Source organism: Enterobacter sp. V87_3, assembly GCF_029967835.1.
Taxonomy (GTDB): Bacteria; Pseudomonadota; Gammaproteobacteria; order Enterobacterales; family Enterobacteriaceae; genus Enterobacter; species Enterobacter cancerogenus.
On sequence record NZ_JASCAM010000029.1, the window covers coordinates 1 to 25,568 of the forward strand.

The window sequence follows — 25,568 nt, forward strand, 5'->3', positions numbered from 1 at the left end:
CAGTTGACTTTTAATCAATTGGTCGCAGGTTCGAATCCTGCACGACCCACCACTTCGAAGACAAAGCAGTAAATCCCGCAAGGGGTCGTTAGCTCAGTTGGTAGAGCAGTTGACTTTTAATCAATTGGTCGCAGGTTCGAATCCTGCACGACCCACCAATGTAAAAAAGCGCCCTAAAGGCGCTTTTTTGCTTTCTGCAATTCCCGAAGAGTTATCCCTGTAGGTCGGGTAAGGCGAAGCCGCCACCCGACAAATGCTGCACGCATCTATTTCCGATGACTTTTCTTCGCACATTCGCTATCTTGTTTAGTATATAAAACACATTGCCGCTCATTTTGCTCTCTCCTGCAAAACAAGGGCAATATTGTTAAGCCAGTAAAACGAGAAGCCATAATGAGCGTGATGTTTGATCCAGAAGCCGCAATCTATCCCTTCCCGCCAAAGCCCGCTCCGCTGAGCCGGGACGAAAAACAGTTTTACCGCGAGAAGATCAAAGGTCTTCTTAAAGCGCGCGACGCGGTGATGGTGGCGCATTACTACACCGACCCGGAAATCCAGCAGCTGGCGGAAGAGACGGGCGGCTGTATCTCTGATTCCCTGGAAATGGCACGTTTTGGCGCGAAGCATCCTGCTTCTACGCTGCTGGTGGCTGGCGTGCGTTTTATGGGCGAAACGGCAAAAATCTTAAGCCCTGAAAAAACCATCCTGATGCCCACCCTGAATGCCGAATGCTCCCTCGACCTCGGCTGTCCTGTCGATGCGTTCACAGCCTTCTGCGACGCGCATCCGGACCGGACCGTGGTGGTGTACGCCAATACCTCCGCAGCGGTTAAAGCGCGTGCCGACTGGGTCGTGACCTCAAGCATTGCCGTTGAGCTGATTGAGCATCTCGACAGCCTCGGTGAGAAGATCATCTGGGCACCCGATCGCCATCTTGGACACTATGTTCAGAAACAAACCGGCGCGGATATCCTCTGCTGGCAGGGGGCCTGTATTGTTCATGACGAATTCAAAACACAGGCGCTGATGCGGATGAAGGGCCTCTATCCCGAAGCGGCTATTCTGGTGCATCCGGAGTCGCCACAATCCATTGTGGACCTCGCCGATGCCGTCGGTTCAACCAGCCAGCTGATTAACGCTGCGAAAACCCTGCCGCATAAGCAGCTTATAGTGGCGACCGATCGCGGCATCTTCTACAAAATGCAGCAGGCCGTGCCTGACAAGGAGCTGCTCGAAGCTCCAACCGCCGGGGAAGGAGCGACCTGCCGCAGCTGCGCCCATTGTCCATGGATGGCGATGAACGGCCTGAAGGCCATTGCCGAAGGGCTGGAAAACGGGGGAGCAGCGCATGAAATCCACGTCGACCCCGCGTTGCGTCAGGGCGCATTAATTCCGCTTAACCGCATGCTGGATTTTGCGGCTACACTACGAACTTAATTCATTACGTCTCGGGGAAAAGATGGATTTTTTTAGCACACAGAACATCCTGGTTCATATACCGATTGGTGCGGGTGGCTATGACCTGTCATGGATTGAAGCCGTTGGCACGCTGGCGGGTTTGCTTTGCATCTGGCTGGCAAGCCTTGAGAAGATTGTTAACTACGCTTTCGGGCTGATAAACGTCACGCTCTTTGCGATTATTTTCTTCCAGATCCAGCTTTATGCCAGCCTGCTTTTACAGCTGTTCTTTTTCGTGGCGAATATTTACGGCTGGTACGCCTGGTCGCGTCAGAACAGCCAACAGGAGGCGGAGCTGCAAATCCGTTGGCTACCCTTGCCAAAAGCGATTGCCTGGCTTGTGGCCTGCGTGGTGGCGATAGGTTTAATGACAGCATATATCAACCCGGTGTTCGCCTTCCTGACCCGAGTGGCGGTCTCGGTGATGTCTGGCCTCGGGTTGAACGTCACCATGCCAGCGCTTCAGCCGGATGCCTTCCCGTTCTGGGATTCGTGCATGATGGTCTTGTCGATTGCAGCCATGGTCCTGATGACCCGCAAATATGTTGAAAACTGGCTCCTGTGGGTCATTATCAACGTAATAAGCGTAGTGATCTTTGCGTTGCAGGGTGTCTACGCGATGTCGCTGGAGTATCTGCTCCTGACCTTCATCGCGCTGAACGGCAGCCGGATGTGGATCAAGAGCGCACGCGAGCGAGGCTCCCGCGCACTGTCGCATTAATGGTGATGATGGTGTGAATGGCCAGGCTGCGCCTCATTCAGGTCGCAGTCTGGTCCGTTACACGGCTGATACTCCATCTGGATGGTGGCGTGCGCGATGTCGTAATGATGCTCCAGAAAGTGCTGAATACGCCCTAGCAAAGCATCATGGTCATGAGGGGGGATCACCTGAACATGCAGCGTCATGATCGGTTTCTCGCCCACCAGCCAGACGTGAACATGGTGAACGTTACGTACTTCGGGTATTGAGCGGCTCAGGTTGCGCTTAAGCTCGCCGATGTCCAGCGATGTCGGCGCGCCTTCCAGCAGCTCGTTCACGCTCTCTTTCAACAGCTGCCAGGCGCTGCGCAGGACCAGGCACGATACCAGAACGGAAAGTATCGGGTCGATTGGCGTCCACCCTGTGCCCATGATAATCAGCGCCGCCACGATGGCGCCCACAGAGCCAAGCAAATCGCCCAGCACGTGCAGCGCCGCGGCGCGTACGTTAAGGTTCTTTTCGCTGCTGCCCCGATGCAAAATCCAGAATGCCAGAAGATTCGCCAGCAAACCGGCAATCGCGATGACCATCATGGTAGCGCCCGCGACGGGCTGCGGGTGTCTGAAGCGCTGGAACGCCTCCCAGACAATCAGGATAGTAATCACCACCAGCGCAATGGCATTCACAAACGCGGCAAGCGTGGTCAGCCTGAGCCAGCCAAACGTATGGCGCGCGTTGGCAGGGCGGCGAGCAAACTGAACGGCCAGCAGGGCAAAGAGCAGGGCGGCAGCATCGGTGAGCATATGCCCGGCATCGGCCAGCAGCGCCAGGGAACCGGAAACCAGCCCGCCAATAACTTCTATGACCATAAACGTCGCGGTGACGCCAAAAGCCAGCAACAGCCGTTTGGCGTTATCGTCACCGGCGGTATGGGAATGTGAGTGCGCCATGGGATCGTTCCTGATACGTTGGGATAAGTAAGTGTCGATTTTTTAATATTTTTCACAAAAAAGAAAGGAGAGCCGAAGCTCTCCTTTCATATTCACGTTTACCTAAGGATTACTGGGTTGTACCGTCGGTTTTAGTGTCGGCGTCGCTACCCACTTTGTCATTCGGGTTTGGACATTTGCCGTCTTTACACATTGAGTTTTTATGCACTTCATCTTTGGTCATGCCGTCGTGAGACATGGTGCCGTTTTGATGCTGCATGGTACCGTCGGTCGTGCCGGTGGTATTGGTATTCGTGTTGCCGGTGTTGATATTGCTGTTATCAACGTTGTTAGGGGCGATATTCTGCTTAGCGTCCGGGGCAACCTGACCTGCCGCGGCGGCTGCGTTTGCATCGCCATTGCTGTCAGATGAGCCCGTCTCGGCCGCAAGGGCGCTGGCGCTAGCCATTGAGAGAGTAGCTGTCAGGAAAAGTGTAGCCAGTTTCGTCATTTTCATGATGTTGCTCCTGTTTTTGGTCGTTATGCTGAATAACATTTCCAACTTGTGCATCACGTTGTGTGGCGAAAGATTCCACTAACCGAACTTATGGCGATATGGAATCGCGTTTAAGCAAACAAATTTAGTTGTTACAGTTAAAAAGTTTAGGTCAGATCTCATTTTTCGCTATTTTGTGGCGTTTTTTTGGCTCATTCCAGGAATTATCTGCCTGAAGTGTAAAAGCCCGTTTACACTTCCCGGTCGACGAGATAGATTGAAAGGATTGCATTCCTTACAAAAGATATGGCAGAGCTGGAAAAGAGATGAACTATCAGAACGACGATTTACGCATTAAAGAGATCAATGAGTTATTACCGCCTGTAGCACTCCTTGAAAAATTCCCCGCTACGGAGAATGCCGCCAACACGGTGTCTCATGCACGCAAAGCGATCCACAAGATCCTGAAAGGTAATGACGATCGTCTGTTAGTGGTGATTGGTCCGTGCTCTATTCACGATCCTGCGGCCGCCAAAGAGTATGCCGCACGCTTGAAAACTCTGCGTGAAGAGCTGAAGGACGAGCTGGAAATCGTCATGCGCGTCTACTTTGAAAAACCGCGCACCACCGTGGGCTGGAAAGGGCTGATTAACGATCCGCATATGGACAACAGCTTCCAGATTAACGACGGCCTTCGCATCGCCCGTAAGCTGCTGCTGGAGATTAACGACAGCGGTCTGCCCGCTGCCGGCGAATTCCTCGATATGATTACGCCACAATACCTGGCGGACCTGATGAGCTGGGGCGCAATTGGCGCGCGTACCACCGAATCTCAGGTTCACCGCGAGCTGGCCTCTGGCCTCTCTTGCCCGGTTGGGTTTAAAAACGGCACCGACGGCACCATCAAAGTGGCTATCGACGCCATCAACGCAGCGGGTGCGCCACACTGTTTCCTGTCAGTGACCAAATGGGGCCACTCCGCCATCGTGAACACCAGCGGTAACGGTGACTGCCATATCATTCTGCGCGGCGGTAAAGAGCCGAACTACAGTGCAAAACACGTGGCAGAGGTGAAAGCCGGTCTGGAAAAAGCCGGCCTGGCACCGCAGGTAATGATCGATTTCAGCCATGCCAACTCCAGCAAGCAGTTTAAAAAGCAGATGGACGTCGGGGCCGACGTTTGTCAGCAAATTGCCAACGGTGAACACGCGGTGATTGGGGTGATGATTGAGAGCCATCTGGTCGAAGGTAATCAGAACCTGGAAGGCAGCGAGCCGCTGGTTTACGGCAAGAGCATAACGGATGCCTGCATTGGCTGGGAAGACACCGACGCGCTTCTGCGCCAGCTGGCGAATGCGGTAAAAGCCCGCCGCGGCTGAGCCATTCAGGGCAAATAAAAAAGCGTGGATTGCTCCACGCTTTTTTTATGGCTTACGAAACTTACTTCGCTTTACCCTGGTTCGCTACGGCCGCCGCTTTTGCCGCGATCTCGTCAGCGTTGCCCAGATAGTAGTGTTTGACAGGTTTGAAGTTTTCATCGAATTCATACACCAGCGGTACGCCCGTTGGGATATTCAGTTCGAGGATCTCGTCTTCACCCATATCGTCCAGGTATTTCACCAGCGCACGCAGGGAGTTACCGTGAGCGGCGATGATCACGCGCTCGCCGCTTTTCAGGCGTGGCAGGATGGTTTCGTTCCAGTAAGGCACAACGCGATCGATGGTCAGCGCCAGGCTTTCAGTCTGCGGCAGTTCTGCATCGGTCAGTTTTGCGTAGCGTGGGTCATGGCCCGGGTAGCGCTCGTCATCTTTGCTCAGCTCTGGTGGCGTGACCGCGAAACCGCGACGCCACTGCTTAACCTGCTCGTCACCGTATTTTTCAGCGGTTTCCGCTTTGTTCAGGCCCTGCAGCGCACCGTAGTGACGTTCGTTCAGTTTCCAGGATTTCTCAACCGGCAGCCAGGCCTGATCCAGTTCGTCCAGCACGTTCCACAGGGTATGGATGGCACGTTTCAGCACAGAGGTGTAAGCAAAATCAAAGCTGAAGCCTTCTTCCTTCAGCAGCTTACCTGCTGCTTTTGCTTCGCTTACGCCTTTCTCGGACAGATCAACGTCGTACCAACCGGTGAAGCGGTTTTCGTTGTTCCACTGGCTTTCGCCGTGGCGTACCAGGACCAGCTTAGTTATAGCCATCTCTTACTCCTCATAAGCTTTATTGAATGATAACAATTCTCATTATATTGCTGTGGCCGTGCCAGCAGCAACGCTTAACCCTAACCATAGCGAAAATAGTCTCCGAGTGTAAGATGCTTGTGAATCCTGGGTTATGATTTTGTCTGCGATCGGCGCTATTTTCAGCATTGTGGCGTAAAAAAACCCTCCGTCAGGAGGGTTGAGTATCAGTGCGGGATAAAATGATAAACCGTCACGCTGACGTACTCTTCACCCGGACGCAGCACGCAGTCTGGCTGCGGCCATTCCGGGTGGTTAGGGCTGTCGGGCAAGTATTCACTTTCCAGCGCCACGCCCTGCCAGTTACGGTATTCATCCCCCTCGCGCGCCGCAGTACCGTTGAGGTAATTGCCCGAATAAAACTGCAGGGCCGGGGCGGTGGTGTAGACCGTCATCTGCAGTTTCTCATCGGTTGACCACAGCTGAGCGGCAGGCTGGCGCGCATCGCCTTTCGCCTGGAGCAGGAAGGCGTGGTCGTAGCCATTCACCTTACGCTGGTCGTCATCGCTCAGGAAATCCTGGCCGATGGGCTTAGCCGTGCGGAAATCGAAGCTGTTGCCGCTTACGGCTTTCAGCCCCTGATACGGGATGCCCATCTCATCTACCGGCAGGTATTCATCGGCCAGTATCTGCAGCTTGTGCTGACGCACGTCGCTGGTGTTGCCGTCCAGGTTGAAGTAGGCATGGTTGGTGAGATTAACCGGACAAGGTTGATCCACCGTCGCGCGATACTCAATGGCAATGCGGTTATCGTCGGTCAGGGTAAAGCGTGCCGAGGCAGAGAGCGCGCCCGGGAAACCCTGGTCGCCATCGGGCGAATCCAGCGAAAACAGCACTTCCCCGTCGTTCTGCTGAACGATTTTCCAGCGGCGTTTATCGAAGCCTTCCGGCCCACCGTGCAGTTGATTGTCACCCTGGCTTGGCAGGAGGGCATACCCGACGCCGTCGAGTTCGAAGCGGCTCTGCGCAATACGGTTGGCATAACGGCCCACCGACGCGCCAAGATAGGCCGTCTGAGTAACATACTGTTCCGGTGATGCGCAGCCGAGCAGGGTTTCGCGCACGCTGCCATCCGGCATCGGCACGCGGGCGGAGAGCAGGGTAGCGCCCCAGTCCATCAGCGTCACCACCATCCCTGCTTCATTGCGCAGGGTTAACAGGCGATACGGCAGTCCATCCGGTGCGAGGTTTGGCGTCTCTTTTAGCACTGTCCGGCTCCTTGTGAGGCTTTACAGACATAGAATGTCTCTTTGATGCCCGTTTTGGCTTCGTACTGCTTCGCCACGGCGTCCTGGACCACAGGCACCAGGTCTTCAGGGATCAGCGCCACGATACAGCCACCAAAACCGCCACCGGTCATGCGCACGCCACCGTTATCGCCGATAGCCGCTTTAACAATCTCGACCAGGGTGTCGATCTGCGGAACGGTGATTTCGAAATCATCGCGCATGGAGGCGTGAGATTCAGCCATTAGCTCACCCATGCGTTTGAGGTCACCTTTTTCGAGCGCGGAGGCGGCTTCAACGGTACGCGCGTTTTCCGTCAGGACGTGACGCACGCGTTTTGCCACGGTCGGGTCCAGCTCGTGCGCCACCTTATTGAACTCGTCGAGTGTGACATCGCGCAGCGCGGGCTGCTGGAAGAAGCGGGCCCCGGTTTCGCACTGCTCGCGGCGGGTGTTGTACTCGCTGCCCACCAGGGTACGTTTGAAATTACTGTTAATAATCACCACCGCAGCGCCCTTCGGCAGTGGCACGGCTTTAGTGCCGAGAGAGCGGCAGTCAATCAGCAGGGCATGCTCTTTTTTGCCCAGCGCGGAGATAAGCTGATCCATAATGCCGCAGTTACAGCCCACGAACTGGTTTTCTGCTTCCTGGCCGTTAAGGGCAATTTGCGCCCCGTCCAGCGGCAGATGGTAAAGCTGCTGGAACACGGTACCGACCGCCACTTCCAGCGAGGCCGACGAGCTTAAGCCCGCCCCTTGCGGAACGTTGCCGCTGATGACTAAATCTGCGCCGCCAAAATTTTTGTTACGCTGCTGCAGATGCTTCACCACACCGCGCACATAGTTCGACCACTGTTGTGTGTCGTGGGTCACGACAGGGGCATCGAGAGAAAACTCGTCGATCTCATTGTCGTAGTCTGCCGCGATCACGCGCACGGTGCGGTCGTCGCGCGTGGCGCAGCTGATCACCGTCTGGTAGTCGATGGCACAGGGCAGAACAAAACCGTCGTTATAATCGGTATGCTCCCCGATAAGGTTCACGCGCCCGGGGGCCTGGATAACGTGGGTGGCAGGGTAGCCAAATTTTTCAGCAAACAGGGACTGTGTTTTATCTTTCAGACTCATTTATTCGACTCCTGATTCGCGGTAGTGGACATCGCTCACGGCACGCAGACGCTCTGCCGCTTGTTCTGCCGTCAGGTCGCGCTGGGTTTCCGCCAGCATTTCGTAGCCCACCATAAATTTACGCACCGTCGCGGAACGCAGCAGCGGCGGATAGAAATGGGCATGCAGCTGCCAGTGTGCATTCTCTTCACCGTTGAACGGCGCCCCGTGCCAGCCCATGGAGTACGGGAAGGAGCACTGGAAGAGATTGTCGTAACGGCTGGTCAGCTTCTTCAGCGCCAGAGCAAGGTCATCGCGCTGGGCATCGCTGAGATCGGTGATGCGCTGAACGTGCGCTTTTGGCAGCAGAAGCGTTTCAAACGGCCACGCCGCCCAGTAGGGCACTACCGCCAGCCAGTGTTCGGTTTCGACCACGGTACGGCTGCCGTCGGCCAGCTCGCGCTGGGTATAGTCCACCAGCATCGGCGAGCCGTTTTCGGCAAAATAGGCTTTTTGCAGGCGATCTTCGCGCTCGGCTTCATTCGGCAGGAAGCTGTTCGCCCAGACCTGGCCGTGCGGATGCGGGTTGGAGCAGCCCATGGCCGCGCCTTTATTTTCAAACACCTGCACCCACGGGTAGGTTTGGCCCAGCTCTGCCGTCTGCGCTTGCCAGGTGCTGACCACCTCTTTAAGCGCCTCCACGCTCAGCTCCGGCAGCGTTTTGCTGTGATCCGGCGAGAAACAGATCACGCGGCTGGTTCCGCGGGCGCTTTCGCAGCGCATCAGCGGATCGTGGCTTTCCGGCGCATCCGGCGTGTCGGTCATCAGCGCGGCAAAATCGTTGGTAAAGACGAAGGTGCCTTTATAGTCCGGGTTTTTGTCACCGGTCACGCGCGTATTGCCCGGACAGAGGAAACAGTCCGGGTCGTGCTGGGGCAGCGTCTGTTTTGCAGGCGTCTCTTGCGCCCCCTGCCAGGGGCGCTTGGCGCGATGCGGAGAGACCAAAATCCATTGCCCGCTGAGCGGGTTAAAACGACGATGCGGGTGATCGACGGGGTTGAATTGCGTCATGACAAATCCTTAGTCCGGATAGCCTTGCGGGTGGCGTGACTGCCAGTGCCAGGTATCTTGTGCCATTTCATCGAGCGTGCGGGTGACACGCCAGTTAAGCTCTTTATCGGCTTTGGTGGCATCTGCCCAGTAAGCGGGAAGGTCGCCGTCGCGGCGTGGGGCAAAGTGGTAATTCACCGGCTTCCCGCAGGCTTTGCTGAAGGCATTGACCACGTCGAGCACGCTGCTGCCGACCCCGGCACCGAGGTTATAAATATGCACGCCCGCTTTGCCAGCCAGCTGCTGCATGGCCGCCACGTGGCCGTCGGCCAGGTCCATCACGTGGATATAGTCGCGCACGCCGGTACCGTCTTCGGTTGGATAGTCGTTGCCAAAAATGGCCAGCGATTCGCGACGGCCAACGGCAACCTGGGCGATGTACGGCATCAGGTTATTGGGAATACCCTGCGGATCTTCGCCCATATCGCCTGATGGATGCGCGCCGACCGGGTTGAAATAGCGCAGCAGCGCAATGCTCCACTCCGGCTGTGCTTTCTGTAAATCAGTCAGGATCTGCTCGACCATCAGCTTGCTTTTGCCATACGGGCTTTGCGGCGTGCCGGTCGGGAAGCTTTCAACGTAAGGGATTTTGGGCTGATCGCCGTAGACGGTCGCGGATGAGCTGAAGATGAAGTTTTTAACGTTCGCCGCGCGCATCGCCGAGATTAACCGCAGCGTGCCGTTGACGTTATTGTCGTAATACTCCAGCGGTTTTGCCACCGATTCGCCAACCGCTTTCAGGCCAGCGAAGTGGATCACGGTTTCAATCGCGTGATCGTGAAGGATCTCGGTCATCAACGCTTCGTTGCGGATGTCGCCTTCCACGAAAGTGGGCTGTTTACCGCCAAGACGTTCAATCACAGGCAGCACTCTGCGCTTACTATTGCACAGGTTATCGAGGATGATGACATCATGACCGTTTTGCAGCAGCTGCACGCAGGTATGACTTCCTATGTAACCGCTACCACCTGTTACCAGAACTCGCATATTTCGCTCCATTGGGCTTATGGTATGAATTAACCATAGCATAACAGAGACGACAAAAGTGTGACATGGGATAAAATAGTGGAATCGCTTACACTGGTTTTCACGCACCTGTTCGGGGGGCCAGAGGGCATTATAGATCAAAGAGATAGATTTAGTGCTGCAGGTAGTCTGAAAAGAGGAGGGCACCGCCCTCCGGGGTCAGTCGATTTTGCTGAGAAGGTAACGGTAGCACTCGCCGTCTGGCACAAATTCCAGCCGATGGGTGATGCAGGCGGGGGCGTCTTCCGCATGGTGGGAGACAAACAGCAGCTGCGTCTCGCCTTCGCTAATCAGCACATCCACAAAGCGGCGGATCAGCTGACGGTTGAGCGGGTCCAGCCCCTGCAACGGCTCGTCGAGGATCAGCAGCGTCGGGTGTTTTACCAGCGCGCGAACGATCAGCGCCAGCCGTTGCTGGCCCCACGAGAGGCTGTGAAAAGGGGCATCCGCCACGCGGTTATCCATCCCCAGAATATCCAGCCACTGCTGCGCCAGCTTGTGCTGTTTATCCGACACCGCCTGATAAATGCCGATGGAGTCAAAAAAGCCCGAGAGGATCACGTTGCGCACCGTCGTGCTGACGCGATAATCCAGATGCAGGCTGCTGCTGACGTAGCCAATATGCTTTTTGATATCCCAGATGGTTTCGCCGCTGCCGCGACGGCGGCCAAACAGCGTAAGATCGTTACTGTAGCCCTGCGGATGATCGCCGGTAATCAGGCTTAACAGCGTGGATTTCCCCGCGCCGTTAGGGCCAACAACCTGCCAGTGCTCACCGGGGTTTACCGTCCAGCTCAGATGATTAAGGATAGGGCGATCGTCGTACGACACCACACCGTCGCGCAGTACAATGCGCGGCTGGTGGGGGTCCAAATCGTGGCGCGCGGAAAGGGTATCCGGTTCCGGAAGCGCAATACCGTCCAGTTTCTCGCTGTGGGCCAGCTGAGCAATCAGCGCCTGTTTGAGCAGGGCGGATTTCTCACCGGTTTCGGTCAGGTTACAGTCGGCCAGCACGCCTGCGTTTTGCACAAAATCCGGGATCTCATCGAAGCGGTTCAGCACCAGCACGAGCGTGTAACCCTGCTGATTGAGCCTCTCCAGCAGGGTCGCCAGCTGGGCGCGGGACTGCACGTCCAGCCCGTCAAACGGCTCGTCGAGGATCAGCAGGTCCGGCTCGCTCATCAGTGCCTGGCACAACAGCGTTTTGCGCGTCTCGCCGGTAGAAAGGTATTTAAAGCGGCGCCCGAGAAGGGCGGTGATGCCAAACTGCTCCGCCAGGTGCCTGCAGCGCGCGTCGTCTTTGACCGCATCCTGAATGATCTCCCCCGTGGTGCGGCCAGTATCTTCTTCTCCGGGGCTAAGCAGATCGGTGTTGTTGCGCTGCCACTCATCGCTGACCAGCTTTTGCAACTGTTCGAACGAGAGGCGCGTTAGGCGGGTAAAGGTACAGCGGCGTTCACCCTTGAGCTGTGTAAGCTCTCCGGCCAGCGCGCGGGCAAGAGCCGATTTTCCGCTGCCGTTTGTGCCGACAAACGCCCAGCTCTCACCGGCACGCAGCGTTAAATCAGGAAGCGACAGCGTTCGGGTATCGCTAAGACGAAACGTGCCTTGCGAAATATGCAATGATGACATGATTTATCCCATTTTTTGCAGCAATATATGTCAGGGATACCCACTGTCGGCACGATTGTCAATGCGCTTAGCATAATGTGGCGATAATCACCCGGTCCGCGTTGAAATATGCGGTGACTTCAGCACCTTCCTCCAGATCCGCCGCGTCGTGCAGTGGGACCGTGGCGCAAAGCATCTGCCCGTCGGGCAACGTCATCAGCACTTCGCACTGCTCCGCGCCGCGTTCAATATGGCTAATGGTGCCCTGCAGCTGGTTATCCGCCTCTTTAGCCTGCTCCGGCTGGCGGGTCATGCTCACCCAGGGGGCTTTGAGTAACACCAGCACCTCTTTGCCTTCTTCCAGCCCCAGGCGCTGGCCGCTTTGCGCGGTGATGGCGGCCTTAATGCGGGTGGTGCCGTCGGCAAGCAGGATCTCAATTTGTTGCTGAACCTGCGAATTATCACGCGCCGTGACCGTGCCGAACCACTGATTGCGGGCGCTGGTTTGCAGCGAAAAGCGCGAAATAGCTCCCAGCAGGCTATCCAGCGGAACGTTGTCGTCATCGCTCAGCACGTCAAACGCTTTCTGCTGGATTTGGGCCAGCAGATCGTAAAGCTGGATCAGGCGTTGCCCGTAGCGGGTAAGCACCGCGCCGCCACCGCCTTTTCCGCCCGTCGCCCGGTCAACCAGCGTTTGCTCGCTCAGGGTGTTCATCTCGTTGATGGCGTCCCAGGCGCTTTTGTAGCTGATGCCTGCGTTTTTCGCCCCCTGGCTAATTGAACCAGTCTGTTCTATTTGTTTAAGCAGGGCGATGCGTCGCGGATCGGCGAAAAGCTTCTGCTGAAGACGGAGAGTGAGGAGAATTTCGGCCTGCATAACAATGTCCTGGCAAAAAGGGTATTGTGACCCAAATGGCGCAGCGCGCAAAGCGCACCGCACAAAAGGGGATGTTTTTCTTATCGTTCAGGGTAGAATAAAGCGATTCACACAATCTGGAGAAAACCATGTTAGAGTTGTTGAAGAGTCTGGTATTCGCCGTGATCATGGTACCAGTAGTGATGGCTATCATCCTCGGTGCCATCTACGGCCTGGGTGAAGTGTTCAACGTCTTTTCGAACATCGGTCACAGAGACCAGCCTAAAAAGCAGCAATAATTCCCCTCAGAACGCCCGGCCAGCCCGGGCGTTTTGCTCTCAAGTTTTTCCCCTTTCCGCCGATAGTTATTTCTGCAGTAGCCGGGTTTACTCATTAATCGGTACGATTTAACGCTAGGATATCCCTGCGGTTATCGTTATATTTATATGTATATAACGAAATGCACAGGAGCTACAAATGGCAGGTACATGGGTACGCCTTTTCGCAGGGGCAACGCTGACGCTTTCTCTGGCCGGACACGCGCTGGCTGACGAGGGTAAAATCACGATTTTTGCGGCTGCATCGCTCACCAATGCTATGCAGGATATCGCGACCGCATATAAGAAAGAGAAAAACGTTGATGTGGTCTCCTCGTTTGCCTCGTCGTCCACCCTTGCCCGTCAGATTGAAGCGGGTGCGCCTGCGGATCTGTTTATCTCCGCCGACCAGAAGTGGATGGATTATGTGGTAGAGAAAAAATCCGTTGATACCGCCACCCGCGAAACGCTGCTGGGCAACAGCCTGGTGGTAGTGGCACCGAAAGACAGCGCGCAGGGCGACATTAACATCAGCAAAGAGACCCCGTGGATACGCCTGCTGAACGGTGGTCGACTGGCCGTTGGCGATCCGGCACATGTCCCGGCCGGGATTTATGCTAAAGAGGCGCTGCAGAAGCTGGGCGCGTGGGCGTCACTGTCGCCGAATCTGGCCCCGGCTGAAGATGTCCGCGGCGCGCTGGCGCTGGTTGAGCGCAACGAAGCGCCACTGGGCATCGTCTACGGCTCTGATGCCGTCGCCAGCAAAGGGGTAAAAGTTGTTGGCACCTTCCCGGAAGACTCGCACAAGAAAGTGGAATACCCTGTTGCGATTGTTGACGGGCACAAAAATGCGGCGGTAACGGCCTTTTATGATTACCTGAAGGGGCCGGAAGCGTCAGCCATCTTTAAACGTTACGGATTTACGACTCACGAATGATGTTGACCGATCCTGAATGGCAGGCCGTGCTGCTGAGCCTTAAAGTCTCCTCCCTGGCAGTTGTACTGAGTTTACCCTTCGGGATCTTCTTTGCCTGGCTACTGGTTCGCTGCCGGTTCCCAGGCAAAGCCCTGCTCGACAGCGTGCTTCATCTCCCGCTTGTTTTACCGCCCGTGGTCGTTGGCTATTTGCTACTGATCTCGATGGGGCGACGCGGTTTTATCGGCGAACGGCTGTACGACTGGTTCGGCCTGACGTTTGCCTTCAGCTGGCGCGGGGCCGTGCTGGCGGCAGCGGTGATGTCATTCCCGCTGATGGTCAGGGCCATTCGCCTGGCGCTGGAAGGCGTTGATATCAAACTGGAACAGGCTGCCCGCACCCTGGGCGCGGGGCGCTGGCGGGTCTTTTTCACCATCACGCTGCCGCTTACCCTGCCGGGCATTATTGTTGGCACCGTGCTGGCCTTCGCGCGATCGCTCGGCGAATTTGGTGCCACCATTACCTTTGTCTCGAATATTCCTGGCGAGACGCGGACCCTCCCGTCGGCGATGTACACCCTCATTCAAACTCCTGGCGGGGAAGGCGCGGCGGCGCGGCTGTGTATTATCGCCATTGTGCTGGCGCTGGCGTCGCTGCTGGTGTCTGAGTGGCTGGCGCGCCTTAGCCGTGAGCGGATGGGGAAATAATCATGCTGGAACTTCATTTTACCCAGACGCTGGGAAGCCACTGCCTCACGCTCAACGAAACGCTGCCCGCGAGCGGCATCACCGCCATTTTTGGCGTGTCGGGCGCCGGGAAAACCTCGCTCATCAATGCCATTAGCGGCCTGACGCGCCCGCAGTCCGGGCGCATCGTGCTGAATAACCGCGTCTTAAATGACGTGGAAAACAAGATTTACCTGGCACCCGAAAAGCGGCGGATCGGCTACGTGTTCCAGGACGCGCGGTTGTTCCCGCACTACAGCGTGCGCGGTAATCTGCGCTACGGCATGGCGAAAAGCATGTCCGGGCAGTTTGATAAGCTGGTGGCGCTGCTGGGGATTGAACCGCTTCTCGACCGGCTGCCGTCGGCGCTTTCAGGCGGGGAGAAACAGCGCGTGGCGATTGGCCGTGCATTGCTGACCGCGCCGGAGCTGCTGCTGCTCGACGAGCCGCTGGCTTCGCTGGACATTCCGCGCAAACGTGAACTGCTGCCGTATCTCCAGCGTCTGGCGCGCGAAATCAATATTCCGATGCTGTACGTCAGCCATTCGCTGGATGAGATCCTGCATCTGGCAGATAACGTGCTGGTGCTGGAAGACGGCAGCGTCAAGGCGTTTGGCAATCTGGAGGCGGTTTGGGGCAGCAGCGTGATGCACCCGTGGCTACCCAAAGAGCAGCAGAGCAGCATTCTCAAGGTCAACGTGCTTGAGCACCATCCGCACTATGCCATGACCGCGCTCGCGCTGGGTGACCAGCATCTGTGGGTCAACAGGATCGATAAACCGTTGCAGTCTGCGCTGCGTATTCGTATACAGGCCTCGGACGTCTCGTTAGTGCTGCAGCCGCCGCTACAAACCAGCATCCGCAATATTTTGCGTGCGAAGGTGGCAGAGTGTTTAGACGATAACGGGCAGGTCGAGGTGAAGCTCGAGGTGGGCAGCAAGACGCTCTGGGCGCGCATCAGTCCGTGGGCCAGGGATGAGCTCGGCATCAAACCCGGCCTGTGGCTCTACGCGCAAATCAAGAGCGTCTCGATCACCACCTGATTACAGCAGGTGGGTATAAATATATTGCGCGATGCTGTCGACGGTGTTGTCCCCAATCACCACGTTAGCACGCGCTTTTACCGCGTCATCGGCATTGCCCATTGCCACGCCCGTACCGGCAGCTTCCAGCATGCTGATGTCGTTGTAGTTGTCGCCAAACGCAATCACGTCCTGCATTGACCCGCCCTGAGATTCGACGTACTGCGTCAGGCGCTTGCCTTTGCTGTTGCCTTTACGCGCAATGTCCACCTGGTCATGCCAGGACCACTCGCACTCCAGCCCCAGGGTCTGCTCTACGCGGCTGGCGAAGGCGTTCAGTTTGCCGGTGTCTTCATCCGTCAGGGCAAATTTCCAGATTGCGTTAACCTCCTGAGCCGCCTGACGCAGAGAAGAGACCTGCGTAAAGACCGGGCGCTGCGCTTCCGGCAGCGACAAAGCCCACTTGCTGGTGCGGATCACGTGGCCGGTGGCGCGCTCGTACATCATGGACTCGTCCACGTACATCAGGCCGTGTACGTCGTGCTCATCCAGCAGGTCAATGAGTTGCAGCGCGCGATCGACAGGAAGCGGATCGGATTCCAGGACCTTTTTTGCCTGATAATCATACAAATAAGTGCCATTACAACAAATTGCAGGTGTATCTAAGCCCAGTGCCTGATAAAAAGGATGGATGGCAACGTGATGTCGACCCGTTACGATCAGGAGTTGATAACCCACTTCCTGCGCGCGCTTGAGCGCGTCGACAGAAGAGGGGAGCAGGGTTTTCTGAGGAGTAAGCAGTGTTCCGTCTAAATCCAGTGCAATCACACGCGAGGTCATTTGTTCTTCCGGGTTAATGTTGAATTTAAGGTCTCAGGGGATGGTACACCGAGAGCAGATCGCTGCAAAATTCCGGACTACAATTCAGCATTCGCCGTTAAAAATAATCACTTTCACGCGCAGTGAGGAAAGGAGTATTCATGAAACAAACCGTTTATACCGCCAGTCCTGAAAGTCAGCAGATCCACGTCTGGAGTTTGAATGCCGAAGGTTCGCTCACGTTGGTGCAGGTTGTTGATGTCCCGGGACAGGTCCAGCCGATGGTTGTCAGCCCGGATAAACGTTTTCTCTACGTTGGCGTGCGCCCGGAGTTTCGCGTGCTGGCGTACCGCATTTCGCCAGATGACGGCGCCCTGACCTATACCGCCGAAGCACCGCTGCCGGGAAGCCCTACACACATCTCAACCGATCGTAAAGGCAACTTTATCTTCAGCGGTTCGTATAACGCCGGCTGCGTAAGCGTGACGCGTCTTCAGGACGGCATTCCGGTTGAAACGGTGGACGTGGTGGAAGGGCTGGAAGGTTGCCACTCGGCCAATATCTCGCCGGACAACCGCACCCTGTGGGTGCCTGCGCTGAAGCAGGATCGCATCTGCCTGTTTACCCTGAGCGACGATGGTCACCTGGTGGCGCAAACCCCCGCCGAGGTCACCACCGTTGAGGGCGCGGGCCCGCGTCACATGGTCTTCCACCCGAACCAGCAGTATGCGTATGTGGTGAATGAGCTGAACAGTTCCGTGGACGTGTGGGAACTGAGCGATCCGAACGGTCAGATTGAGTGCGTACAGACGCTGGATATGATGCCGTCTGACTTCGCCGATACCCGCTGGGCGGCGGACATACACATCACTCCGGACGGACGCCATCTGTATACCTGCGACCGTACCTCGAGCCTGATCACCGTGTTCAGCGTCTCCGAAGACGGCAGCATCCTTTCTCTTGAAGGCTTCCAGCCAACGGAAACCCAGCCGCGCGGCTTTAATGTCGACCACAGTGGTCGGTTCCTGATTGCCGCAGGGCAGAAATCGCACCATATTGCGGTGTATGAAATCAAAGGCGTGCAGGGACTGCTGGAAGAAAAAGGGCGCTATGCCGTCGGCCAGGGGCCAATGTGGGTGGTCGTTAACGCGCACTGACGGTCATAAAACAAAAAACCTCGCAAATGCGAGGTTTTTTTATGTCTGGAATCAGACTTATTGCTTCGGCTCTGCAACCACTTTGCTACCCAATCCGCGGTTGTTGTATTCCCACATGCGGTTGAAGTTTGCGTCGTTCAGGTTGCGCTGCACGTTGCCTTTATCATCCACGGTACCGGTATTGCCGGAGAAGGGTCGTTTAGAGATGGCTGCATCGGCCCAGGGTTTCGCCACGTTGAAGCCTTCGCCGATCACGCTGTCGCGGATCACGACCTGGCCGTTGGTGGCCGCGTCGACATCCAGAGAGCGGCCCAGCTGTGCCACACCGTCACCGGAGGCGTTGAAACGGCTGTTTACCGCCAGGAAACCGTAGAACAGGTTGGACTGTGTCGCCGGCGCAAACACGTAGCCTTCCTGCTGGGTACGGGAATTCACCACGCGGAAGTCGGTGTTATCGAAGACCACCGCACCGCGACCGGACACCAGATCGACATCGCCTTCAACGTAGCTATTGGTCACCAGCGTGCGCGTCAGACGGTTATTCTGCAGGGTGTTCTGCACGCCGCTGTTGGTCACGAAGAAGGTGTTCTGACGGCCCAGAATATTCACGTTGTTGATCTGCACCTTGTCGCCATCGCTGCGCAGCGCCACGGCCTGATGGTTGCCCGCATCCACGCTGTCGCCCAGGGTGTTCTGAATGGTCAGGTTTTGCAGCTGCAGACCGTTGTTCTGTGACCAGACAACGGCGGAGCACATCACGCCCACGGTTGCGGTGCGTTTGCTCTGGCAGTTATCAAACATGTACCACGCAGGTTTGCCCGGCATGTATTTTCCGGCCGGGTTCACCAGATGACGCCAGGTGGTGGTGTCGATTTCAGAATCAATCGCCAGACCAATTTTCACATCAATGGCTTTTTCGCCCAGACCATACAGCGTCACGCTGCCCGGTGCGGCGGGTACGTAAACGGTACCTTCGTATTCACCCGGCATGATCGCGATGTACTGACGCGACGCGCTGTGTTTGGTGATCGCCGCATCGACTGCAGCCTGAATGGAGGTGTGCGTCACGCCCTGCGCACCTGCCGGGCCGACCACGAAATCGGGCTGCTTAGGCAGATTAATGGAAGACGGAGTCCAGGGGGCGGCATTCGGATCCATTGCCGTGAAGTAGCGCGCCTGGCTGAAGTTTTTCGCTTCATCCGCAGAGAGGATTGGGCGGGAGGCGGTTCCCGGCGCAACCTGCTCAGAAGGCTGTTGATCCGGTGGTGTTGAGCTGCATGCGGATAACGTCACGCCAAATGCGAGTGCCAGCGCCAGACGGGAAATCCTGGAAATGTTCAAGGTAAAGCTCCTGGGTATGCAAGTCTTAACGGGATAGACGAAATAGCCTGCTTTTTTATACTAAGTTGAGCGAAACGGGAAGATAAAAACGGTAAAAGTTGCATTTTTCCCCCGGGCGAGGCGGGTAAGTCGTCACAAATAGATAACATTTTCCCCGAAGTCGGTTGACAGTCGCCGCCAGATGAAAATAAATGTCTATACAACCCATGACAAGCGGAAGCCCCATGCAGCAGATTCATCCTGACGATGTGATTTGGCGTAATGCGCGCCTGGCAACAATGGATCCTGACCATCCCGCCCCCTATGGCCTTACCGACAACAGCGCGCTGGTGGTTCGCGGAGACACGCTCCTGGTGGTCATTCCTGATGAGGATGTTCCTGCCGACCACCCTGGCTGCATCGATCTTGAAGGGCGTCTCGTAACGCCCGGCCTGATCGACTGTCACACCCATCTGGTGTTTGGCGGCGACCGCGCGGCGGAGTGGGAGCAGCGCCTGAACGGCGTGGCATACCAGACGATTGCCGCCCAGGGCGGGGGAATAAACGCCACCGTCACGGCCACACGCGGCAGCTCGCAGGAGACCTTACTGCAGCTGGCCCAACAGCGCTTGCAGCGTTTGATGCGCGAAGGCGTGACAACTCTTGAAATCAAGTCAGGATATGGACTCAACGCCGCCGCCGAGGAGAAGATGCTGCGGGTGGCGCGCCAGCTTGCCCGTGACAATCCGATTGAGATCGGGTCGACGCTGCTGGCCGCCCACGCGGTACCGGCGGAGTTTCGCGGCGATCCGGACGCTTACCTGACGCTGGTCTGCGAGCACATCATGCCCGACCTGTGGCAAAAAGGGCTGTTCGAAGCGGTGGATGTATTCTGTGAGAACGTCGGGTTTACGCCCGCGCAGACCGAGCGCCTGTTTCAGGCGGCCACGGCGCTGGGCATTCCGGTGAAAGGGCATGTCGAGCAGCTCTCGAATCTCGGCGGCGCGGCGCTGGTCAGCCGCTATCACGGGCTCTCCGCCGATCATATTGAGTATCTGGATGAAGAGGGTGTGCAGGCGATGGCGCACAGCGGCACGGTGGCGGTGCTTCTGCCCTGTGCATTCTATTTTCTCCAGGAGCGCCAGCGCCCGCCGGTTGAACAGCTGCGACAGCAGGGCGTCCCGATGGCCGTCGCGACAGATTACAACCCCGGCACCAGCCCCTTTGCCAGCCTGCATCTGGCGATGAATATGGCCTGCGTTCAGTTTGGCCTGACCCCGGAAGAAGCCTGGGCCAGTGTCACCCGTCATGCGGCGCGGGCGCTTGGGCGCGGAGAAACCCACGGGCAGCTTAAAGCCGGTTATGTGGCCGACTTCATCATCTGGGACGCGCGGCATCCGGTGGAGATGGTGTACGAACCGGGGCGCAACCCGCTGTATCAACGCATATTTCGGGGGAAATCATCATGACGCTGTGGCAGCCCGCACAAGGGCAGCTCTGGCAGGGGCGCGACGACAGTGCCGAGGCCAGCAACGCAAAACGTATTTTCCAGACCATCGATCTGAGTGAGCCGTTTACGCCGCAGGCGTCAGGTATCGCGTTGATTGGCTTTGAATGCGATGAGGGTGTCAAACGCAACCACGGCAGGCCCGGGGCGGCGCAGGCTCCTGATGTGCTGCGCGCGGCGCTGGCCAATATGGCCAGCCATGCCGGGCATGAACGCCTTGCGGATGCGGGCAACGTTCAGGTTGCAGGCGAGGCGCTTGAAGCCGCTCAGCGGACGTTAAGCGATGTGGTAACCTTATGCCAGCAATCCGGCATGCGCACGCTGGTGTTCGGCGGTGGACACGAAACCGCGTGGGCGCACGGGCGCGGCGTGCTGGATGCGTTCCCGGACGAGCGCGTGGCGATCGTCAATCTGGACGCGCATCTTGACCTGCGCAACGCCGAGCGCGCCACCTCCGGCACGCCGTTTCGACAGCTTGCAGGCTACTGCGCCGCGCAGTCGCGGGAATTTCAGTACGCCTGTCTGGGGGTAAGCCGTGCGGCAAACACCCAGGCGCTGTGGGATGAGGCGGAACGGCTCAAGATCACGCTGGTGGAAGATCTCTGTTTTCAGCGCGATGCGTTATCCTCGCTGGAAAAGGTGCTGGCTCAGGCCGATCGGGTCTATCTCACGATTGATCTGGACGTGCTGTCTGCCGCCGAGATGCCCGCCGTCTCGGCGCCGGCGGCGTTAGGGGTCTCCGCGCGGGATCTGATGCCCGTCATCGAACGGATCTGCCGCAGCGGAAAACTGGCGGCGGCGGACCTGGTTGAATTTAACCCGCACTACGATCGCGACGGGCAGGGCGCGCGGCTTGCCGCCCGACTGGCCTGGCAAATTGCTCACTGGTGGGCATAACACTATAAGGAATCACCATGTTTTCACGCTCATCGCAGGAACCACCCAGCCCTCCTGCCCCGTTTTATGAAAAGGTGAAGCAGGCGATCAGCGAAAAAATCGCCACGGGGGTGTGGCAGCCGCACGACCGCATTCCGTCCGAGGCCGAGCTGGTGGCGCAGTTTGGCTTTAGCCGGATGACCATCAACCGGGCGCTACGCGAGCTTACCGACGAAGGGCTGCTGGTGCGTCTGCAGGGAGTCGGTACCTTTGTCGCCGAACCCAAAGGGCAGTCCGCCCTGTTTGAAATCCGCAGCATTGCGGACGAAATCGCTGCGCGTAACCACCAGCACCGCTGCGACGTGCTGGTACTGGAAGCGACGCAGGCCAGCGCGGAGCAGGCCGTGGAGCTGAACGTTAAGGAAGGTACGCGGATTTTTCACTCGGTAATGGTGCATTACGAAAATGACGTTCCGGTACAAATCGAGGACCGCTGCGTCAACGCCGAGCGCGTGCCGGAGTACCTGGAGCAGGATTACACCCAAACCACGCCGCATGCCTATCTGTCACGTGTGGCGCCCTTAACCGAGGGAGAACACATCGTCGAGGCCGTTCGCGCCACGCCGCAGGAGTGCGAGCTGCTGCGGATTAAAGAGCAGGATCCGTGCCTGCTTATCCGGCGTCGCACATGGTCCTCCTCGCAGATTGTGTCCCAGGCGAAGCTGCTGTTCCCGGGAAATCGCTACCGGCTGCAGGGCCACTTTATGTCATAAGCAAAAAGCGTGATAGCTAACGCAATATAACAAAATTGTATCTTTTTTGTTAAATCCAGCCTTGTGTGAACTTGTCTATACAAGTATATCTGAATACATCATCTGTCCTGTATGAGGAGCACACAATGTCGTCAGATAAATATCGCCAGCAGGATGTCCGCGCCCCGCGCGGCACCACGCTAACTGCCAAAAGCTGGCTCACCGAAGCCCCGCTGCGCATGTTGATGAATAACCTCGATCCCGAGGTGGCGGAAAATCCCCACGAGCTGGTGGTGTATGGTGGTATTGGCCGCGCCGCGCGTAACTGGGAATGCTATGACGCCATTGTGAATTCCCTGACCCATCTGGAAAGCGACGAAACCCTGCTGGTGCAGTCCGGCAAGCCGGTCGGCGTCTTTAAAACCCATAAAAACGCGCCGCGCGTGCTGATCGCCAACTCCAACCTGGTACCGCACTGGGCCACCTGGGAGCACTTTAACGAGCTGGACGCCAGAGGGCTGGCAATGTACGGCCAGATGACGGCGGGAAGCTGGATCTACATCGGCAGCCAGGGAATTGTGCAGGGCACCTACGAAACCTTCGTTGAAGCCGGTCGCCAGCACTATAACGGTTCCCTGAAGGGCCGCTGGGTTCTGACCGCCGGGCTGGGCGGCATGGGCGGCGCGCAGCCGCTGGCTGCAACCCTCGCTGGCGCATGCTCGCTCAATATTGAATGCCAGCAGAGCCGTATCGATTTCCGTCTGCGCACCCGCTACGTGGACGAGCAGGCGAACGATCTGGATGACGCGCTGGCGCGTATCCAAAAATATACCGCCGAGGGGAAAGCCGTTTCGATTGCCTTGTGTGGTAACGCGGCGGATATCCTTCCTGAACTGGTGGCGCGCGGTGTGCGTCCCGATCTGGTCACCGACCAGACCAGCGCGCACGATCCGCTGCACGGCTATCTGCCGAAAGGCTGGCGCTGGGAAGAGTATCAGCAGAAAGCCGAAACCGACCCGGAAGGCACGGCGCTGGCCGCCAAACGCTCGATGGCTGAACACGTCTCTGCCATGCTCGCGTTCAGTGAGCGCGGTATCCCGACCTTCGACTACGGCAACAACATCCGCCAGATGGCTAAAGAGATGGGCGTGGCAAACGCCTTTGACTTCCCGGGCTTTGTCCCTGCCTATATCCGCCCGCTGTTCTGTCGCGGCATCGGGCCGTTCCGCTGGGTGGCACTCTCCGGGGACCCGGAAGACATCTATAAAACCGATGCCAAAGTGAAAGCGATCGTGGCCGACGATGAGCATCTGCATCGCTGGCTGGACATGGCGCGCGAGCGTATCAACTTCCAGGGCCTGCCGGCGCGCATCTGCTGGGTGGGGCTGGAATGGCGGCAAAAACTCGGCCTGGCGTTCAATGAAATGGTGCGCAGTGGGGAAGTCTCCGCGCCGATTGTCATTGGTCGTGACCATCTGGATTCTGGCTCTGTTGCCAGCCCAAACCGGGAAACCGAAGCCATGCGCGACGGGTCTGATGCGGTCTCCGACTGGCCGCTGCTCAACGCCTTACTGAATACCGCCAGCGGCGCCACCTGGGTCTCTTTACACCACGGCGGCGGCGTGGGGATGGGCTTCTCCCAGCACTCGGGCATGGTCATCGTCTGTGACGGAACGGATGAAGCCGCCGCGCGTATCGCGCGCGTCCTGCACAACGACCCGGCAACCGGCGTGATGCGTCACGCGGATGCGGGTTACGAGATTGCGATTGACTGTGCCAGAGAGCAGGGGCTCAACCTGCCGATGGTCCCTGCCACACAAGGAAAGCATCAATGAACGCCTTAACACTCACTCCTGGCTCGCTGACGCTGAAGCAGCTGCGTCACGTCTGGCGTCAGCCGGTGACCCTTTCGCTTGATGAAAATGCCCACGCGGCAATTAACGACAGCGTGGCCTGCGTCGAGGCCATTGTGGCCGAAGGGCGCACCGCCTACGGTATCAATACCGGTTTTGGCCTGCTGGCCCAGACCCGTATCGCAACGCATGACCTTGAAAATTTACAGCGCTCGCTGGTGCTTTCCCATGCGGCAGGCGTCGGCCAGCCGCTGGACGATAATATTGTCCGCCTGATGATGGTGCTCAAAATCAACAGCCTGGCACGCGGGTTTTCCGGCATTCGTCTGAGCGTGATCCAGGCCCTGATGGCGCTGGTCAATGCCAATGTTTATCCGTGGATCCCGGCGAAAGGCTCGGTTGGTGCCTCCGGCGATCTCGCCCCGCTGGCGCATATGTCGCTGCTGCTGCTGGGCGAAGGGAAGGCACGCTGGCAGGGGGAGTGGCTTCCCGCCAAAGAGGCGCTGCAAAAAGCCGGATTAACGCCGATTACGCTGGCGGCCAAAGAGGGGCTGGCGCTGCTCAACGGCACGCAGGCCTCCACGGCCTTTGCGCTGCGCGGCCTGTTTGAAGCGGAAGACCTGTTCGCCTCTGCGGTGGTCTGCGGCGCGCTGACCACCGAAGCGGTGCTCGGCTCTCGTCGTCCGTTTGATGCGCGTATTCATGACGTGCGCGGACAGCGCGGGCAGATTGATGCGGCGGCGATGTACCGCCATCTGCTGACCGACTCCAGCGACATCGCGGAATCTCACCACAACTGCGACAAGGTGCAAGACCCGTACTCGCTGCGCTGCCAGCCGCAGGTGATGGGCGCCTGCCTGACGCAGCTGCGCCAGGCGGCAGAGGTGCTGCTGGTCGAAGCCAACGCCGTGTCGGATAACCCGCTGGTGTTTGCCGAAGAAAACGAGGTGATTTCCGGCGGCAACTTCCATGCCGAACCCGTGGCGATGGCGGCGGATAATATTGCGCTGGCGATTGCCGAAATCGGTGCCCTCTCCGAACGGCGTGTTGCGCTGATGATGGACAAACACATGTCCCAGCTGCCGCCGTTCCTGGTGCGTAACGGCGGGGTAAACTCGGGTTTTATGATCGCCCAGGTCACCGCCGCAGCGCTGGCAAGCGAGAATAAAGCGCTGTCGCATCCGCACAGCGTGGACAGCCTGCCAACATCAGCCAATCAGGAAGACCATGTTTCGATGGCCCCCGCCGCCGGACGACGCCTGTGGGAGATGGCGTCCAACACCCGCGGCGTGCTGGCGGTTGAGTGGCTGGCGGCATGTCAGGGGATCGATCTGCGCGAAGGGCTGAAATCCAGCCCGCTGCTGGAGCAGGCGCGGCACGAATTACGCGAGCATGTTACGCATTACGACGACGATCGCTTCTTTGCGCCGGACATTGATAAGGCGATGGCGCTGCTGGAAGAGGGCAGGCTGGTGGGGCTGGTGCCTTCGGTGTTGTGATTTTTTGCCCGGTGGCGCTGCGCTTACCGGGCTTACATCTGTGTCACGTAGGCCGGGA

At 57.7% G+C, this 25,568-nt stretch carries 24 protein-coding genes and 1 tRNA gene; 14 read left to right on the forward strand and 11 right to left on the reverse strand.

Features of this window, described 5'->3' with window-relative positions; all coding sequences use genetic code 11:
- Positions 1-82: 82 nt before the first annotated feature.
- The 3 genes from QLG21_RS17540 (at position 83) to pnuC (ending at position 2,179) form a co-directional block, all read left to right on the forward strand.
- Positions 83-158 (forward strand) — tRNA-Lys (locus QLG21_RS17540).
- Between the two features lie 235 nt (positions 159-393).
- The gene (gene nadA / locus QLG21_RS17545; protein WP_088207663.1) at positions 394-1,437 is read left to right on the forward strand and encodes a quinolinate synthase NadA; all 1,044 of its coding nucleotides are present in this window, start codon (positions 394-396) and stop codon (positions 1,435-1,437) included.
- Between the two features lie 22 nt (positions 1,438-1,459).
- Entirely contained in the window at positions 1,460-2,179 is a 720-nt protein-coding gene (pnuC, locus tag QLG21_RS17550) for a nicotinamide riboside transporter PnuC (RefSeq protein ID WP_137849044.1), read from the forward strand.
- Here the strand turns inward: pnuC and zitB are convergent.
- Together zitB and QLG21_RS17560 are read right to left on the reverse strand one after the other, a co-directional pair.
- A complete protein-coding gene (gene zitB / locus QLG21_RS17555; protein WP_282484887.1) occupies positions 2,176-3,108 on the reverse strand; it encodes a CDF family zinc transporter ZitB in 933 nt (310 codons plus the stop codon). The two genes, pnuC and zitB, sit on opposite strands and share 4 nt — an antisense overlap.
- A 109-nt stretch (positions 3,109-3,217) precedes the next feature.
- Complete coding sequence (locus QLG21_RS17560; protein WP_137849042.1) at positions 3,218-3,604, reverse strand: protein YbgS; 387 nt, start codon at positions 3,602-3,604, stop codon at positions 3,218-3,220.
- A 305-nt stretch (positions 3,605-3,909) separates the two neighbouring features.
- Between QLG21_RS17560 and aroG the strand changes: the two genes are divergently transcribed.
- Positions 3,910-4,962, forward strand: coding sequence for a 3-deoxy-7-phosphoheptulonate synthase AroG (aroG, locus tag QLG21_RS17565; protein ID WP_220711228.1), 1,053 nt, complete (start codon positions 3,910-3,912; stop codon positions 4,960-4,962).
- 61 nt (positions 4,963-5,023) lie between these two features.
- Here aroG and gpmA read toward each other — a convergent pair whose 3' ends face one another.
- The 7 genes from gpmA to modE form a co-directional block, all read right to left on the reverse strand.
- Positions 5,024-5,776, reverse strand: coding sequence for a 2,3-diphosphoglycerate-dependent phosphoglycerate mutase (gene gpmA / locus QLG21_RS17570; protein WP_006177223.1), 753 nt, complete (start codon positions 5,774-5,776; stop codon positions 5,024-5,026).
- Between the two features lie 206 nt (positions 5,777-5,982).
- Positions 5,983-7,023, reverse strand: a complete 1,041-nt coding sequence (galM, locus tag QLG21_RS17575) for a galactose-1-epimerase (protein WP_137849041.1) — start codon at positions 7,021-7,023, stop codon at positions 5,983-5,985.
- On the reverse strand, positions 7,017-8,165 hold the full coding sequence (galK, locus tag QLG21_RS17580; protein ID WP_101738033.1) for a galactokinase: 1,149 nt from the start codon (positions 8,163-8,165) through the stop codon (positions 7,017-7,019). The genes galM and galK overlap by 7 nt, the downstream gene beginning before the upstream one ends.
- Positions 8,166-9,215 (reverse strand): galactose-1-phosphate uridylyltransferase, encoded by a 1,050-nt coding sequence (gene galT, locus QLG21_RS17585; RefSeq protein WP_137849040.1) that lies wholly within the window; start codon positions 9,213-9,215, stop codon positions 8,166-8,168. It lies immediately after the preceding gene.
- A gap of 9 nt (positions 9,216-9,224) precedes the next feature.
- A complete protein-coding gene (gene galE / locus QLG21_RS17590; RefSeq protein WP_282484888.1) occupies positions 9,225-10,241 on the reverse strand; it encodes a UDP-glucose 4-epimerase GalE in 1,017 nt (338 codons plus the stop codon).
- A gap of 198 nt (positions 10,242-10,439) precedes the next feature.
- A complete protein-coding gene (gene modF / locus QLG21_RS17595; RefSeq protein WP_137849039.1) occupies positions 10,440-11,912 on the reverse strand; it encodes a molybdate ABC transporter ATP-binding protein ModF in 1,473 nt (490 codons plus the stop codon).
- A gap of 67 nt (positions 11,913-11,979) precedes the next feature.
- Positions 11,980-12,768 (reverse strand): molybdenum-dependent transcriptional regulator, encoded by a 789-nt coding sequence (gene modE, locus QLG21_RS17600; RefSeq protein WP_137849038.1) that lies wholly within the window; start codon positions 12,766-12,768, stop codon positions 11,980-11,982.
- A gap of 128 nt (positions 12,769-12,896) precedes the next feature.
- On the opposite strand from modE, the gene QLG21_RS17605 reads away from it, so the two are divergent.
- From QLG21_RS17605 to modC, 4 genes are all read left to right on the forward strand, one after another.
- Positions 12,897-13,046 (forward strand): AcrZ family multidrug efflux pump-associated protein, encoded by a 150-nt coding sequence (locus tag QLG21_RS17605; RefSeq protein WP_042321036.1) that lies wholly within the window; start codon positions 12,897-12,899, stop codon positions 13,044-13,046.
- 178 nt (positions 13,047-13,224) lie between these two features.
- Complete coding sequence (modA, locus tag QLG21_RS17610) at positions 13,225-14,001, forward strand: molybdate ABC transporter substrate-binding protein (protein ID WP_137849037.1); 777 nt, start codon at positions 13,225-13,227, stop codon at positions 13,999-14,001.
- The gene (gene modB / locus QLG21_RS17615) at positions 13,998-14,687 is read left to right on the forward strand and encodes a molybdate ABC transporter permease subunit (protein WP_006177237.1); all 690 of its coding nucleotides are present in this window, start codon (positions 13,998-14,000) and stop codon (positions 14,685-14,687) included. Before modA ends, modB begins: the two co-directional genes overlap by 4 nt.
- A 2-nt stretch (positions 14,688-14,689) precedes the next feature.
- Positions 14,690-15,748: a molybdenum ABC transporter ATP-binding protein ModC gene (gene modC / locus QLG21_RS17620; protein WP_137849036.1), complete on the forward strand. Its 1,059-nt coding sequence runs from the start codon at positions 14,690-14,692 to the stop codon at positions 15,746-15,748.
- Here modC and QLG21_RS17625 read toward each other — a convergent pair whose 3' ends face one another.
- Positions 15,749-16,567 (reverse strand): pyridoxal phosphatase, encoded by an 819-nt coding sequence (locus tag QLG21_RS17625; RefSeq protein ID WP_006177239.1) that lies wholly within the window; start codon positions 16,565-16,567, stop codon positions 15,749-15,751.
- A gap of 140 nt (positions 16,568-16,707) precedes the next feature.
- Between QLG21_RS17625 and pgl the strand changes: the two genes are divergently transcribed.
- Complete coding sequence (gene pgl / locus QLG21_RS17630; RefSeq protein WP_137849035.1) at positions 16,708-17,703, forward strand: 6-phosphogluconolactonase; 996 nt, start codon at positions 16,708-16,710, stop codon at positions 17,701-17,703.
- 57 nt (positions 17,704-17,760) lie between these two features.
- On the opposite strand, the gene QLG21_RS17635 is transcribed toward pgl, so the two are convergent.
- A complete protein-coding gene (locus tag QLG21_RS17635) occupies positions 17,761-19,044 on the reverse strand; it encodes a putative acyl-CoA thioester hydrolase (protein WP_006177241.1) in 1,284 nt (427 codons plus the stop codon).
- Positions 19,045-19,268: 224 nt separating this feature from the next.
- Between QLG21_RS17635 and hutI the strand changes: the two genes are divergently transcribed.
- The 5 genes from hutI (at position 19,269) to hutH (ending at position 25,510) form a co-directional block, all read left to right on the forward strand.
- A complete protein-coding gene (gene hutI, locus QLG21_RS17640; protein ID WP_282484889.1) occupies positions 19,269-20,492 on the forward strand; it encodes an imidazolonepropionase in 1,224 nt (407 codons plus the stop codon).
- Positions 20,489-21,427 (forward strand): formimidoylglutamase, encoded by a 939-nt coding sequence (gene hutG, locus QLG21_RS17645; protein WP_282484890.1) that lies wholly within the window; start codon positions 20,489-20,491, stop codon positions 21,425-21,427. Before hutI ends, hutG begins: the two co-directional genes overlap by 4 nt.
- Before the next feature lie 17 nt (positions 21,428-21,444).
- A complete protein-coding gene (locus QLG21_RS17650) occupies positions 21,445-22,179 on the forward strand; it encodes a histidine utilization repressor (RefSeq protein ID WP_042321041.1) in 735 nt (244 codons plus the stop codon).
- Positions 22,180-22,304: 125 nt separating this feature from the next.
- The gene (gene hutU / locus QLG21_RS17655) at positions 22,305-23,993 is read left to right on the forward strand and encodes a urocanate hydratase (protein WP_282484891.1); all 1,689 of its coding nucleotides are present in this window, start codon (positions 22,305-22,307) and stop codon (positions 23,991-23,993) included.
- The gene (gene hutH / locus QLG21_RS17660) at positions 23,990-25,510 is read left to right on the forward strand and encodes a histidine ammonia-lyase (protein ID WP_006177248.1); all 1,521 of its coding nucleotides are present in this window, start codon (positions 23,990-23,992) and stop codon (positions 25,508-25,510) included. The genes hutU and hutH overlap by 4 nt, the downstream gene beginning before the upstream one ends.
- The last annotated feature ends 58 nt before the right edge of the window (positions 25,511-25,568 follow it).

Coding starts and splice junctions, on each gene's coding strand:
- modB (WP_006177237.1), top strand. CDS start 13,998: ATGATGTTGACCGATCCTGAATGGCAGGCCGTGCTGCTGAGCCTTAAA.
- hutH (WP_006177248.1), top strand. CDS start 23,990: ATGAACGCCTTAACACTCACTCCTGGCTCGCTGACGCTGAAGCAGCTG.
- modA (WP_137849037.1), top strand. CDS start 13,225: ATGGCAGGTACATGGGTACGCCTTTTCGCAGGGGCAACGCTGACGCTT.
- pnuC (WP_137849044.1), top strand. CDS start 1,460: ATGGATTTTTTTAGCACACAGAACATCCTGGTTCATATACCGATTGGT.
- galT (WP_137849040.1), bottom strand. CDS start 9,215: ATGACGCAATTCAACCCCGTCGATCACCCGCATCGTCGTTTTAACCCG.
- gpmA (WP_006177223.1), bottom strand. CDS start 5,776: ATGGCTATAACTAAGCTGGTCCTGGTACGCCACGGCGAAAGCCAGTGG.
- QLG21_RS17650 (WP_042321041.1), top strand. CDS start 21,445: ATGTTTTCACGCTCATCGCAGGAACCACCCAGCCCTCCTGCCCCGTTT.
- modE (WP_137849038.1), bottom strand. CDS start 12,768: ATGCAGGCCGAAATTCTCCTCACTCTCCGTCTTCAGCAGAAGCTTTTC.
- QLG21_RS17625 (WP_006177239.1), bottom strand. CDS start 16,567: ATGACCTCGCGTGTGATTGCACTGGATTTAGACGGAACACTGCTTACT.
- galK (WP_101738033.1), bottom strand. CDS start 8,165: ATGAGTCTGAAAGATAAAACACAGTCCCTGTTTGCTGAAAAATTTGGC.
- zitB (WP_282484887.1), bottom strand. CDS start 3,108: ATGGCGCACTCACATTCCCATACCGCCGGTGACGATAACGCCAAACGG.
- nadA (WP_088207663.1), top strand. CDS start 394: ATGAGCGTGATGTTTGATCCAGAAGCCGCAATCTATCCCTTCCCGCCA.
- QLG21_RS17560 (WP_137849042.1), bottom strand. CDS start 3,604: ATGAAAATGACGAAACTGGCTACACTTTTCCTGACAGCTACTCTCTCA.
- modC (WP_137849036.1), top strand. CDS start 14,690: ATGCTGGAACTTCATTTTACCCAGACGCTGGGAAGCCACTGCCTCACG.
- galE (WP_282484888.1), bottom strand. CDS start 10,241: ATGCGAGTTCTGGTAACAGGTGGTAGCGGTTACATAGGAAGTCATACC.
- hutU (WP_282484891.1), top strand. CDS start 22,305: ATGTCGTCAGATAAATATCGCCAGCAGGATGTCCGCGCCCCGCGCGGC.
- hutG (WP_282484890.1), top strand. CDS start 20,489: ATGACGCTGTGGCAGCCCGCACAAGGGCAGCTCTGGCAGGGGCGCGAC.
- hutI (WP_282484889.1), top strand. CDS start 19,269: ATGCAGCAGATTCATCCTGACGATGTGATTTGGCGTAATGCGCGCCTG.
- modF (WP_137849039.1), bottom strand. CDS start 11,912: ATGTCATCATTGCATATTTCGCAAGGCACGTTTCGTCTTAGCGATACC.
- pgl (WP_137849035.1), top strand. CDS start 16,708: ATGAAACAAACCGTTTATACCGCCAGTCCTGAAAGTCAGCAGATCCAC.
- aroG (WP_220711228.1), top strand. CDS start 3,910: ATGAACTATCAGAACGACGATTTACGCATTAAAGAGATCAATGAGTTA.
- QLG21_RS17605 (WP_042321036.1), top strand. CDS start 12,897: ATGTTAGAGTTGTTGAAGAGTCTGGTATTCGCCGTGATCATGGTACCA.